This is a genomic window from Novosphingobium sp. BL-S-19, assembly GCF_055521675.1.
In genome coordinates this window covers 3692575-3705179 of record NZ_CM145498.1, presented here as the reverse complement: position 1 = coordinate 3705179, position 12605 = coordinate 3692575, and the positions used below count along the sequence as shown (strand labels likewise).

Annotated in this window: 14 protein-coding genes; 8 read left to right on the top strand and 6 right to left on the bottom strand. The window is 65.3% G+C overall.

Annotated features, from left to right (window positions below; genetic code table 11):
- The 5 genes from ACZ1JV_RS25660 to ACZ1JV_RS25640 are packed head-to-tail and all read left to right on the top strand — an operon-like array spanning window position 1 to window position 3846.
- Window positions 1-1044: a stage II sporulation protein M gene (locus tag ACZ1JV_RS25660; protein WP_465152654.1), complete on the top strand. Its 1044-nt coding sequence runs from the start codon at window positions 1-3 to the stop codon at window positions 1042-1044.
- Entirely contained in the window at window positions 1041-2006 is a 966-nt protein-coding gene (locus tag ACZ1JV_RS25655; RefSeq protein ID WP_465151081.1) for an RDD family protein, read from the top strand. The genes ACZ1JV_RS25660 and ACZ1JV_RS25655 overlap by 4 nt, the downstream gene beginning before the upstream one ends.
- Window positions 2003-2470, top strand: a complete 468-nt coding sequence (locus ACZ1JV_RS25650; RefSeq protein ID WP_465151080.1) for a GNAT family N-acetyltransferase — start codon at window positions 2003-2005, stop codon at window positions 2468-2470. The genes ACZ1JV_RS25655 and ACZ1JV_RS25650 overlap by 4 nt, the downstream gene beginning before the upstream one ends.
- Complete coding sequence (locus ACZ1JV_RS25645) at window positions 2470-2985, top strand: N-acetyltransferase family protein (protein ID WP_465137010.1); 516 nt, start codon at window positions 2470-2472, stop codon at window positions 2983-2985. Before ACZ1JV_RS25650 ends, ACZ1JV_RS25645 begins: the two co-directional genes overlap by 1 nt.
- A 9-nt stretch (window positions 2986-2994) precedes the next feature.
- A complete protein-coding gene (locus ACZ1JV_RS25640) occupies window positions 2995-3846 on the top strand; it encodes a sulfurtransferase (protein WP_465151079.1) in 852 nt (283 codons plus the stop codon).
- Window positions 3847-3870: 24 nt separating this feature from the next.
- Here ACZ1JV_RS25640 and ACZ1JV_RS25635 read toward each other — a convergent pair whose 3' ends face one another.
- The 5 genes from ACZ1JV_RS25635 to ACZ1JV_RS25615 form a co-directional block, all read right to left on the bottom strand.
- Window positions 3871-4416 carry a glutathione peroxidase gene (locus ACZ1JV_RS25635; protein WP_465151078.1) on the bottom strand — a complete coding sequence of 182 codons (546 nt, stop codon included), beginning with the start codon at window positions 4414-4416 and terminating at the stop codon, window positions 3871-3873.
- A gap of 92 nt (window positions 4417-4508) precedes the next feature.
- Entirely contained in the window at window positions 4509-5465 is a 957-nt protein-coding gene (locus tag ACZ1JV_RS25630) for an NAD-dependent epimerase/dehydratase family protein (RefSeq protein WP_465151077.1), read from the bottom strand.
- 4 nt (window positions 5466-5469) lie between these two features.
- Window positions 5470-6153 (bottom strand): glutathione S-transferase family protein, encoded by a 684-nt coding sequence (locus ACZ1JV_RS25625; RefSeq protein WP_465151076.1) that lies wholly within the window; start codon window positions 6151-6153, stop codon window positions 5470-5472.
- Between the two features lie 129 nt (window positions 6154-6282).
- Window positions 6283-6918 (bottom strand): CoA transferase subunit B, encoded by a 636-nt coding sequence (locus ACZ1JV_RS25620; protein ID WP_465137015.1) that lies wholly within the window; start codon window positions 6916-6918, stop codon window positions 6283-6285.
- A complete protein-coding gene (locus ACZ1JV_RS25615; protein WP_465151075.1) occupies window positions 6918-7625 on the bottom strand; it encodes a CoA transferase subunit A in 708 nt (235 codons plus the stop codon). The genes ACZ1JV_RS25620 and ACZ1JV_RS25615 overlap by 1 nt, the downstream gene beginning before the upstream one ends.
- A gap of 86 nt (window positions 7626-7711) precedes the next feature.
- On the opposite strand from ACZ1JV_RS25615, the gene ACZ1JV_RS25610 reads away from it, so the two are divergent.
- Window positions 7712-8593, top strand: a complete 882-nt coding sequence (locus tag ACZ1JV_RS25610; protein WP_465151074.1) for a LysR family transcriptional regulator — start codon at window positions 7712-7714, stop codon at window positions 8591-8593.
- A 122-nt stretch (window positions 8594-8715) separates the two neighbouring features.
- Complete coding sequence (locus tag ACZ1JV_RS25605) at window positions 8716-9498, top strand: universal stress protein (RefSeq protein ID WP_465151073.1); 783 nt, start codon at window positions 8716-8718, stop codon at window positions 9496-9498.
- 388 nt (window positions 9499-9886) lie between these two features.
- Here ACZ1JV_RS25605 and ACZ1JV_RS25600 read toward each other — a convergent pair whose 3' ends face one another.
- The gene (locus ACZ1JV_RS25600) at window positions 9887-10078 is read right to left on the bottom strand and encodes a hypothetical protein (protein WP_465151072.1); all 192 of its coding nucleotides are present in this window, start codon (window positions 10076-10078) and stop codon (window positions 9887-9889) included.
- A 95-nt stretch (window positions 10079-10173) separates the two neighbouring features.
- Between ACZ1JV_RS25600 and ACZ1JV_RS25595 the strand changes: the two genes are divergently transcribed.
- Entirely contained in the window at window positions 10174-12486 is a 2313-nt protein-coding gene (locus ACZ1JV_RS25595; RefSeq protein WP_465151071.1) for a CDC48 family AAA ATPase, read from the top strand.
- Window positions 12487-12605 lie beyond the last annotated feature (119 nt).

Sequence of the window (12605 nt, the reverse complement as noted above, 5' to 3'; positions counted from 1 at the left end):
ATGTCCGCCACTGCAACCGCTGCGGAAAGTCAGGCGATTGCCCGCGCAGCCCTGCGTTCGGACCGGTTCCGTCTGGAGCGCGAGGCGGACTGGCAGCGGCTGGAAGCCATCGTCACGCAGATGGAAAAGGGGCGTTATCGCCGCCTTTCCGATGAGGATTTGCTGGCCTTGCCGGGGCTTTACCGTACGGTGGCATCCAGCCTGTCGATCGCGCGGGAAACATCGCTCGATGCGGCGACGCTGGCCTATCTCGAAGCGCTGGTCCAGCGTGCGTGGTTCGTCGTTTACGGGCCGCGTTCTTCGCTGTGGGACTGGCTGCGCGGTTTCCTGGGTGGGGGGCTCAGCGCCGCCGTGCGGTCGATCTGGGTCGATGTGCTGATCGCGCTTGCCGTTATGGTGGCGGGAACGGTGGTCGGCTGGCTGCTGGTTGCCCACGATACTGAGTGGTACTTCTCGCTGATGTCGCCTGACATGGCCGGAAACCGCGTGCCCGGGGCGACGCGCGAAGCCCTGCACGCATCGCTGTTCGGCAATTCCGGGCGATCTGGGATGAGCGTCTTTGCGGCGCAGCTGTTCAGCAACAACGCGCAAGTCTCCATCCTGGCCTTCTCGCTCGGCTTCGCGCTGGGGGTGCCGACATTGCTGCTGCTGGTGCAGAACACCGCCAGCCTGGGCGCCTTGCTCTGGCTCTACAATGGCAAGGGCCTGCTGGTCGATCTGATCGGCTGGCTGGCCGTGCACGGCACAACTGAGCTTTTCGCCATCCTGCTGGCCGGTGCGGCGGGGCTGCACGTCGGGCGCTCGATCGCGTTTCCGGGCAATCGTTCGGTGCTGCGCGCGGCGTCGGAGGCCGGGCGGCGCGCGGCGGTGGTGATGACCGGCGTGGTGCTGATGCTGGTGATCGCCGCGCTACTGGAAGGTTTCGCCCGCCAGATGGTGGACCAAACATTCGGTCGTTTCGTGATCGGCGGCTTCATGCTGGCGGCGTGGTGCGCCTACTTCTTCGCCTTTCGCGGCGGTGCCAACCGGATGGGCCGGGCATGAGCGCGAGAGCGAAAACGAAAGCTCTGGGCCGCCGCAGTTCCACGCGCGATCGCCTGCTGGTGACGCCGGAAGGGATCAGCCTACCGATCACGGTCGCCAGCCGGGGATCGCGGATCGGCGCGCTGGTCATCGATTTCATCGTGATGATCGTGCTGATGGTCGCGACGACGGTGGGGCTGGTCTATGTGGCGGGCGGCATGGCGAAGATCGACCGCGTGCTGGAGGCGAACAGCGCCGCCGGCCATGCCCTGCAATTCCTGTTCATCCTGTGGGTCGTGGCGATGTTCCTCTTTCGCAACGCCTACTTCCTGTTCTTCGAACTGGGGTCGCGCGGGGCCACGCCGGGCAAGCGGCTGGCGGGCATCCGCATCGCCGCGCGCGATGGCGGCCGGCTCACTGCCGAGATGGTGATCGCACGCAACCTGCTGCGCGATATCGAGCTGTTCCTGCCCATCGTCTTCATCATGACGGCGGGCGCCAGCAGCGGCGCCGGCTGGCTTTCGGCCGCGGGATGGTTCGCGATCTTCCTGCTGTTCCCACTGTTCAACCGCGACAGCCTGCGCGCCGGCGACGTGATCGCCGGGTCGTGGGTGGTGGAGCGGCCGCGTCGGAAGCTGGAGGCTGCGCTGTCGGTTACCGCGCCGCCGTCGCCGGGCGAGGATGAGGACCTGACCCCCACCTCCGCCACCTCCTTCGGGCCCGTCTACCGGTTCACCGAGGCGGAATTGGCGGTCTACGGCGAATACGAACTGCAGGCGCTGGAGCGGGTGCTGCGAGAAAATCGGGAGCAGGCGGTCGAGAGTGTCTACCAGACGATCGCGCACAAGATCGATCGCAACGATGGCTGGAATGACGAACGGGCCTTCCTGGAAGCCTATTACACCCAGTTGCGCGGCCGGCTGGAAGCGGGCATGCGCATGGGCCGCCGCAAGGCAGACAAGCATTCCGGGGACAGTTCTTGACGCTTACGCTGACCATTATCGAAGACGACCTTTCCGGTCGCGCCGTGCTAGACCTGCTTCAGTTTCACCTTGACGAGATGCACAAGTGGTCGCCGCCCGAAAGCGTCCATGCCATGCCGGCGGAACGGCTGCGCCAGCCAGACGTGACGTTCTTTTCGGCGTGGGATGGCGATCGACTGGCCGGATGCGGCGCGATCAAGCATCTGGACGATACTCATGGCGAACTGAAATCGATGCGCGCCGATCCCGAATATCGCGGCAAGGGAGTAGGCAAGGCGATCCTGCTGCGCCTGCTGGATGAGGCGCGCGCGCGGGGCTATGCGCGGGTCAGTCTGGAAACCGGCAAGCCGGAACCGTTCCACCCGGCCCATGGCCTCTATCGCGCCAACGGCTTTGTGGAATGTCCGCCGTTCGGCGACTATGTGGCCGACGATTTTTCGATCTGCATGACGAAGGACCTGTGATGGATCTGCGCCCCGCGACGCCTGCGGATGCGGCCGCGCTTGCCGATCTGGGCGTGCGCAGCTTCGTCGCCAAGTTCGGGCACATGTACACGGCCGTCGACCTCGCCAATTTTCTGGCCGAATCGCACAGCGAAGCCAAGATCGCCAAGGAGATCGCCGATCCCGCGATGCGGGTGATGCTGGCCGAGGCGGACGGAAAGCTGCTGGGCTACTGCAAGCTGGTGATGGATTGCGGCTGGCCCGAACATGCGCGGGGGCAGCGCGTGATCGAACTGAAGCAGCTCTACACCGATCCCGATACGACCGGGCGGGGCATCGGCTCGGGCCTGATGGACTGGGCGATCGAGACCGCACGCGATCACGGCGCGGACGAGGTGCAGCTTTCGGTCTGGAGCGGCAACGACGGCGCGCAGAAGTTCTACGCCCGCTATGGCTTCGGAAAAGTCGCCGACATTCACTTCATGGTCGGTGAACAGCGGGACGAGGAGTTCCTTTTCGCACGCCTGCTCGGCTAAGACGCTGGCATGGCTTACGAAACGCTCATCTCGGTTCCCGATCTCCACGCTCTTCTCGCCGCCGGCGAGGATGTGCTGATCCTCGATTGCGAATTCGAGCTGGGCGTGCCGGACAAGGGGCGGGATGCCTATCGCGCCGGCCACCTGCCGGGGGCGCGCTATGCCCATCTCGACGACGATCTCGCTTCCCCGCCGGACGGCACCAACGGGCGCCATCCGCTGCCCTCTCGCGTGGCGTTCGCTGCGTGGCTGCGTGCGCAGGGATTGGGGCAGGGGCAGCAAGTCGTCGCCTGCGATTCGAATGGCGGGGCATGGGCGGCGCGGGCGTGGTGGCTGCTGCGCTGGGCTGGCCACACCCCGGTTGCGGTGCTGGACGGCGGCAAGCAGGCCTGGGCCGCAGCGGGGCTTCCCATGGAGACCGGCGATGCCGGACCTGTGCGTCCCGGAGATTTTCGGGCGGGCGAGCCGCTGGTGGCGACGCCCATCGATGCCGAGGGCGTTCTGGCGAATATCGATGCTGGGGCGGCGCAACTATTGGACGCGCGCGATCCTTCCCGCTTTCGCGGCGATCCCAATCCGATCGATCCGGTGGCGGGGCACATCCCGGGCGCGCGCAACCGCTTCTTCCGCGACAATCTGGGGCCTGACGGTCGTTTCCGCCCGGCGGATCAGCTGGCCGCTGACTTTACCGCGCTTCTGGACGGCAAGCCGGCGATCCTGTCTTGCGGGTCGGGCGTTACGGCGTGTCACAATGCTCTTGCCATGGCCCACGCCGGGCTTGCCGCCCCGCGCCTCTATCCGGGATCGTGGAGCGAGTGGATCGCCGATCCGGCGCGCCCGGTGGCAACCGGCGAGGATTGAACGCTCAACCCTCGCCGTCGACGCTTACTTTGCGAGCTGCGCCTCGATCGCGTCCACCAGCAGGGGATCCTGCGGCGCAGTGCCGGGGGCGAAGCGGCCGGCGACCGAACCGTCGCGGGCGATCAGGAACTTTTCGAAGTTCCACAGCACTTCGGGATCGTCGTTCGGGGTCATGCCATAGCCCTTGAAGCGTTCCTTCATGCCCTCGACATCGCCCTGCTTGGTGGGGATGGCGTCGGTCAGCGCGACATAGAGCGGCTGCTTGGCATCGCCGGTGACATCGGCCTTGGTGAACAGCGGGAACGAGACGCCGTAGTTGAGCTGGCAGAACTCGACGATTTCCTCATCGGTGCCGGGTTCCTGCGCGCCGAAGTCGTTGGCCGGGAAGCCCAGCACCTCAAAGCCCTTGGCCTTGTAGTCTTCGTAGAGCTTTTCCAGCCCTTCGTACTGCGGTGTCAGCCCGCACTTGGAGGCGACATTGACGACGAGCAGGACATTGCCCCCGTGATTGGCAAGGCTGTCGGCGCTGCCGTCGATGCGGGTCAGCGGGATCTGGGCGATATCGGTCATGCAGGGGTCTCCCATAGATTCGGGCTTGGATTCGTGCTTAGATTCGGGGCCGGAGACTGCGCCAGCGCGATGACGCGGGCAAGACGCCGCGTTCAGATTGCTTGCCCCAGGACGGGCGATATCCATTCCGGATCATGGGCATAGGGTAGGGGATCGCCCCGGCGAAGCGCGTCCAGCATGGCGGCGAAGTCGGTCCGCGCCCGCCAGCCCAGCAGGCGTTTCGCCTTGGCGGGATCGTAGATGCGCTCGATCCGTTCGGGCAGAACCCAGCCCTGCCGGGCGTACAGCTCTGCCGCATCCGGGAAGTGGCGAAGGATTACGGCGCGGGCATCGTGGGCCAGTTCCATCGCCTCCTCACGCGTAAACGGCGGCGGAGCGGACAGCACGAAAGTCTCGCACCCCTCGATCCGCTCCAGCGCGGCCAGATGGGCGCGGGCGGCGTCTTCCACCGTAAGGCGCCGGTTCAGCAGTTCGTTCGCCTTGAGATTGGGGCCGGACGGCACCGCATGGGTATCGTCGTCCTCGGGGAAGAACCGCCCGGTGCGCAGGATCGCCACCGCCATGCCGGTTTCGCGCGAGACCAGGCGGCACAGGTTCTCCGCCGCCAGTTTGGTGGCGCCGTAGATATTGCGCGGCTCCAGCGGGCCGAAGGTCTCGTCCATCCACCACGCACCTTCGTCACCCGCCCCGGCCCGCACATCGGCGCGGACCATCAGTGATGTGGTGGAGGTGAAGAGGAAGCGCGCGTGTCCCGCCTCGACCGCGGCCTCCAGCAGGTTGAGGGTGCCGGTGACATTGGTGTCTATGAAGGCCTGTCGCGGATTGCGAACGATGTCGGGCTTGTGCAGCGCACCGGCGTGGATCACCGCTTCGATGCCATGATGGGCCACGGTCTGGAACACCAGATCGCGATCCGCCACCGAGCCGACGATGCGCGTATGCACCCCCTGCGCGACGTCGAGGCCGATAACCTCGTGCCCCCTCGCCGTCAGCAGCGGCGCAAGATGGCGTCCGAGCCAGCCGGACGATCCGGTCAGCAGGACGCGCATCGGGTCAGCCTGCGTTGCGGTAATCGGCGATCACGTCGCCCGCTTCGGCCAGTTCCGCCTCGTGCCCTTCCTCGCGCCAGGTTTCGGCCAGCGCTTCGGCTTCCCACTGCTTCATCGCCGGATGGTCGAGCACGGTATCGACCCAGGACTGGTAGGTCCCGACGTCGAGGCCATAAGTGCGGATACGGAACGCGACCGGCGCGAAGAACGCATCCAGCGCGGTGAAGCTTTCACCGGCCAGCCAGGGGCCGCCGAAGCGGGATAGGCCCTCGCTGAAGATCTCGCGCAGGCGGGCGACATCGCGCAGCAGCGCGGGGCGCATCGCCTTGGGCCGCACGCGCACGCCGACATTCATCGTGCAGTCGTTGCGCAGGGCGGAGAAGCCGCCGTGCATCTCGACAACGGCGCACTGCGCGAAAGCACGCGCCGCCTCGTCGGTGGGCCAGATGCCGGGGTGACGGTCTGCCAGATAGAGCGTGATGCCCAGCGAATCCCACACCGTCCGCTCGCCATCGATCAGTGCGGGAACCTGGCCGGTGGGCGAGAAGCTGCGGAATGCCTCGTAGTTGGCGGCGGCGAAGGGTTCAATCCGATCGGCAAAATCGATGCCGAGCGCCTTCATCAGCAGCCAGGGCCTGAGCGACCAGCTGGAGTAGTTCCGATTGGCGGTGATCAATGTGTATGCCATCGGAACTCTCCTTTGTTTGAAAATCCGCCGCAGGCGGATTTTGCGGCACCGGCCCACTCCCCCACCCGACCACCCACGAGTGTATCCTGATGGGTGGTCGGGTGGGGGAGTGGGCCGGTGCCGCGACTCTCACGTCAAATAATGCGCCGTGGTCTTAGCGGCGACTTCGTCGGCCGTCACGCCCGGAGCGAGTTCGATCAGCTTGAACGGGCTCTGGTGATCGGGGCGCTGGAACACCGCAAGGTCGGTGACGATCATGTCGACCACGTTCTTGCCGGTCAGCGGCAGGGTGCAGGCCGGGATGAACTTGGGATCGCCGTTCTTGGCGTTGTGCTCCATCACGACGATGATCTTCTTCACGCCGGCCACGAGGTCCATCGCGCCACCCATGCCCTTGATCATCTTGCCGGGGATCATCCAGTTGGCGATGTCGCCGTTCTCGGCAATCTCCATCGCGCCCAGCACGGCCAGGTCGATGTGGCCGCCGCGGATCATGCCGAAGCTGGTGGCGCTGTCGAAATAGGCCGACTGCGGCAATTCGCTCACCGTCTGCTTGCCGGCGTTGATGAGGTCGGCGTCGACTTCGTCAGGATAGGGAAACGGTCCGATGCCCAGCATCCCGTTTTCGGACTGGAGCGTCACCGTCATGCCGGCGGGCACATGGTTCGCCACCAGCGTGGGGATGCCGATGCCGAGGTTCACGTAGAACCCGTCCTGCAATTCCTGCGCCGCACGGGCGGCCATTTCGTCACGAGTCCAGCTCATCAGGCGGTCTCCCTTTCACGCGTCGTCGTGAATTCGATCTTCTTGTCGTAAGGCGCGCCCAGCACCAGCCGCTGAACGAAGACGCCGGGCAGGTGGATGCCGTCGGGATCGAGCGAGCCGGTGGGGACGATCTCCTCCACCTCCACCACGCAGACCTTGCCGCAGGTGGCGGCGGGCACGTTGAAGTTGCGCGCGGTCTTGCGGAACACGACGTTGCCGCTCTCGTCCGCCTTCCACGCCTTCACCAGCGACAGATCGGCGAAGATGCCTTCCTCAAGGATATAGTCCTCGCCCCGGAAGACCTTCACTTCCTTGCCCTCGGCGATCTGGGTGCCGACGCCGGTCTTGGTGTAGAAGCCGGGAATGCCGGCGCCGCCGGCGCGCATCCGCTCGGCCAGCGTTCCTTGCGGGCAGAATTCGACTTCCAGTTCGCCTGAGAGGAACTGGCGTTCGAACTCCTTGTTCTCACCCACGTAGGACGATATCATCTTGGAAACCTGCTTGGTGCGCAGCAGCTTGCCGATGCCTTCGTTGTCGATGCCGGCGTTGTTGGAGGCGAAAGTCAGGTTCTTCACGCCCGAATCGCGCACTGCATCCAGCAGCCGTTCGGGTATGCCGCAAAGGCCGAAGCCCCCGGCGGCGATCAGCAGGCCATCCTTCAGCAGCCCATCCAGCGCGGCAGAGGCGCTGGGGTAGATCTTGTTCATGCTGTTCTCCCGTTTGGAGCGAACCTAGACAGCCAATCCCATTACGAATAGCGATTGTTTTTTATCGGATTCGATAATCAGGTATTATGAAACGCATCGCCCTTTTCCACCTCGAAACGCTGATGTGGATTGATCGGCTCGGCACGTTCGCAGGTGCGGCACAAAGACTCAATACCACCCAACCCGCGATCTCCGCCCGCGTGCGGGAGATCGAGGAACAGCTCGGCGTGCCGTTGTTCCAGCGCGACGGGCGGCGCATGGTGCTGACGGCACGCGGGCGGCGGCTGGTGGAGGCGGCGGAACCGCTGCGGCAAGGGCTGGAACAGGTTCTGCTGGAGGCCAGCGATTTCGCCGGCGCCACCGGCAACGTGCGGATCGGCTCGGGAGAGATTGCAGCCGCGACATGCCTGCCCGGCTTCATCGCTGCCGTGGAGCGCGAAAGGCCGGGGGTGACCATGGAAGTCGAACTCGATCTCACCGCGCGCCTGCTGCAGCAACTGCTGGCCGGTACCCGCGATATCGTGTTCCTGGCGGGGCCGGTGGCCAGTCCCGGCATCCGCACCGCGCCGATCGGTGCGGTGGAGCTGGTCTGGGCGGCGAGCCCTGCGGTGGCAGCAGAGGGTGGGTTCTCGCATCCGCTGCCCGTATGGTCGTTGCCCGGCCATTCGCCGCTCCACGCCGTGACTTTGGCGGCATTCGCGGCCGGCGGGCCCACGCCCCGCTCGCTGAACACCTGCAACAATGTGCGGACGCTGATCGAGATCGTCTCCTGCGGGCAGGGCGCCGCCGTGCTGCCTGAAACCATGGTGCGGCGGGAACTTGCCCGCGGGACGCTGGTTGAAATCCTGCCCCGGCCGGCGCGACGCATCCATTTCGAGGCGGCAATCCGATCGCGAGAGCGCGAGGCCGTCGTGCTCGACCTGTTCGAGCGGGCCGCACAGCTTTCGATCGATGGGGTACCGGACTGAAAAAACGCCAGAAGCTCAGGCGGATGCGGGAAATTCGGCCGGGGCGATTGAGGCTTTGATCTAGGTCATGGCGGCGGCATATCATAGGCCTAAGCTGGACCGGACATAGACGGAGGAATGCCATGCGCTCGATACTCGTGAACGCCGACCGCAAGCCTGCAAGCGATGCCCGCGTCGATACTGCCATCGAACTGGCGCGGCAGCTTGGCGGCCATGTCACCGTGCTCGTCGATACGCCGGTCTCACGCTATATCGCCATGGATCCGATGGGCGGCAGCTATGTGATCAGCGAGGCACTGGATCGGGCGCGGGCTGACGACGATGCCGCCGCCGAAGCGGTGGAAGCACGGCTTTCGCGCGGCGATGTGCCTTTCGAGGTTGTCCGCAGCGAAGACGATCCGGTGCCCGCGCTGGCGGCGGCGGCACGGCTGGCCGACCTCGTGATCGTATCGCGGTCCAGCGGCATGGTGGGCGAAGTGGCGCTGACCGCGCGCGCGCCGGTGCTGGCACTGCCCGATGAACCCGCCGGCAGCCTGCCGATCTCCCGCGCCGTCGTCGCCTGGGATGGCGGCGAGCAGTCGGCCGCCGCGCTCAGGGCCTCGATCCCGCTGCTGGTCAGCTGCCAATCGGTGAAAGTGGTGACGGTGACCGAGAAGCCCGGCGGCTTTCCGGCGACCGATGCGCTGCGGTACCTGTCCCGTCACGGCATCCACGCCGAGTTCGAGGAACTGGAGCGGCACCGTTCCACCGAGGAGACTCTGGCCGTTGCCGTGCGAGCGGCCAATGCAGAACTGCTGGTGATGGGGGCCTACGGCAAGAGCCGGATGCGCGAGTTCCTGTTCGGCGGCGTGACGGCCTACTTCCTTGCCGACGCAAGCGCGCCCGCGCTGCTTTTCGCGCACTGACATACCGCCATTCGAACGAAAGGCTGGCTCCACGTGTGTGTGGCCGGCCTTCTTTCATGGCGAATCGCCCTGCCGAGAATGTTCCTGATTCGGTCCGGTATGGGCCGAACGCGATTTTACTGGCGGGACAATTACTAAGCCAGGCAAGGAAATTTCGCGTCGCAGCAGACAACGCTTTCCCAAGCACCGTGATCCATCGCCCAGCCGATTGCGATTGCATCAATCATGAGACTCGATTCACTTTCCAAGCATCAGAAAATAAGCATTTTTTCGGGAATTACCCGGTGTAGTTCGATGTCGCGCAACATAAGTTGATAGTTTTGCAACTGAAAGCGGGTCATTTCGCACTTGCACAATGGAGTGACTGGGGGCATACAGAACCTGCCTTTCAGGCATCCTCTCCCAAAACTTCCACGGCCCGGTCGGCAACGTCCGGGCCTTTTTTTGTGCCCGGCAGACAGCACCATTTCCGGCGAAATGGATGCGGTTTGCGTCGCTTCGAGGTTTTCGCGGCATCATTGCCCGGTATCATGGCCTTATTATTCTTGAGCCTGACCCGTTTGAAATCCTGAAGCCGCATACCTAGCTCCTTGATCACGTTCCCACCGCATCTGCCTTGCCCATCCGGGGAGGCAGAGGCGCAAGGACCAGCATCGGGAACTTGAAAGGACACACATGGCGGAAGTCCCAACCCAGGTGGACGAACGGGTGGCCAAGCTGCAAGTGGCAGCCTCCCGTCAGGAAGAAAGCGGCCAGGGTATCGCCCGGCTGTCGCGCGGGTCGCTCTCGGCGATCGGGGCGATGGAAGGCGATGTGCTGGAAGTGACCGGCAAGACCGCGACGGTCGCCCGTGCCGTGCTTGCCTATCCGGAAGACGAAGGTCTGGAGGTGATCCGGCTGGACGGGCTTCAGCGTGTGAACGCCGGGGTCGGCTCCGGCGATCATGTCTCTGTCCGCAAGGCGGAATCGCGGCCCGCGCAGCGCGTGGTCTTCGCGCCCGCGCAGAAGGAGATGCGCCTGCAGGGGCCGTCCGCCGCGCTGAAGCGCAACTTCTTCGGCCGCCCGATGGTGCAGGGCGATATCGTTGCCACCACCGGCCAGCAGCAGGTTGCGGACATTCCGCCCGAACTGCGCCGCATGTTCAATGCGCCGGCGTTCGCGCTGACGCAGATCCGCCTGAACGTCGTTTCCACCACGCCGCGCGGTATCGTCCACATCGATGAGAGTACCGAAGTCGAACTGCGTGAGCTGTTCGAGGAAGCCGATACCGCGCGTGGCGACGTCAATTACGACGACGTCGGCGGTATGAGCGACACCATCCGCCAGCTGCGCGAGATGGTGGAACTGCCGCTGCGCTATCCCGAACTGTTCACGCGTCTGGGCGTCGCCCCGCCCAAGGGCGTGCTGCTGCATGGCCCGCCGGGGACCGGCAAGACGCGCCTTGCGCAAGCCGTCGCCAACGAGAGCGAGGCCAACTTCTTCTCGATCAACGGGCCGGAGATCATGGGATCCGGCTATGGCGAGAGCGAGAAGGCGCTGCGCGAAGTGTTCGATCAGGCTGCCAAGGCGGCGCCGGCGATCATCTTCATCGACGAGATCGATTCCATCGCGCCCAAACGTGACCAGGTTCATGGCGAGGCAGAAAAGCGCCTTGTCGCCCAGCTGCTCACGCTGATGGACGGGTTGAACAGCCGCGCCCACGTGGTCGTCATTGCGGCCACCAACCGGCCCGATGCCATCGACGAGGCGCTGCGCCGGCCCGGTCGTTTCGACCGCGAGATCGTGATCGGGGTGCCGGATGAGAACGGCCGGCGCGAAATCCTGGGCATCCATACGCGCGGCATGCCGCTGGGCGATCAGGTGGACCTGAAGGAACTGGCGCGCACCACGCACGGCTTCGTCGGCGCCGATATCGCTGCGCTCGCGCGCGAAGCGGCGATCGAGGCGGTGCGCCGGATCATGCCCCGGCTCGATCTGGAAGCACGCACGATCCCGGCCGAAGTGCTCGAAAGCCTTCAGGTGATCCGCGAGGATTTCGTGGAGGCGCTGCGGCGCGTCCAGCCTTCGGCGATGCGCGAAGTGATGGTGCAGGTGCCCGACATCGGCTGGTCCGACATCGGCGGCCTCGACGATGCGCAGCAGAAGCTGCAGGAAGGGATCGAGCTTCCGCTCAAGAACCCCGAAGCGTTTCGCAAGCTGGGCATCCGGCCGGCCAAGGGCTTCCTGCTCTATGGCCCTCCCGGCACCGGCAAGACGCTGCTCGCCAAGGCCGTGGCCAAGGAGGCGGAGGCGAACTTCATCTCGATCAAGTCGTCCGATCTCCTGTCCAAGTGGTACGGGGAGAGCGAGCAGCAGATCGCCCGCCTCTTCGCCCGCGCGAGGCAGGTGGCGCCTTGCGTCATCTTCATCGACGAGATCGACAGCCTCGTGCCCGCACGCGGCGGCAGCTCGATGGGTGAACCGCAAGTAACGGCGCGCGTGGTGAACACCATTCTGGCCGAGATGGACGGGATGGAGGAACTGCAGTCAGTTGTGCTCGTGGGGGCGACCAACCGGCCGACCCTGGTCGATCCGGCGCTGCTGCGGCCCGGTCGCTTCGACGAACTGGTCTATGTCGGCACGCCCGATGAGGGCGGGCGCGTGCATATTCTGGGCATCCACACCGCGAAGATGCCTTTGGCGGATGACGTTTCGCTCAAGGACATTGCGGCGCGCACCGAGCGCTTTACCGGGGCCGATCTGGAAGACGTGGTGCGCCGCGCCGGCCTGATCGCCATTCGCAAGCGCGGGGCGGACGTGGAATCCGTCAACAAGGCGGACTTCGACGAGGCGCTGGAAGACAGCCGCGCCACCGTGACCGAAGAGATGGAAGCCGAATACGGGCGGATGAAGGGCGAGTTGAAGAAGCGCGCCATGGAAGTCATTCCGCTGGGCTTCATCTCGCCGGGCATGGTGGAGCCGACCCGGCCGAAGAAGCACGGGGAGTAATCAAAGGCGGACCCAGATCCTCCCCCACCGGGGGAGGGGGACCGCCCGCTCATCCTGAGCTTGTCGAAGGAAGGGTGGTGGAGGGGGCCAGCGCGACGCTGCCGAAAGCCCCCTCCGTC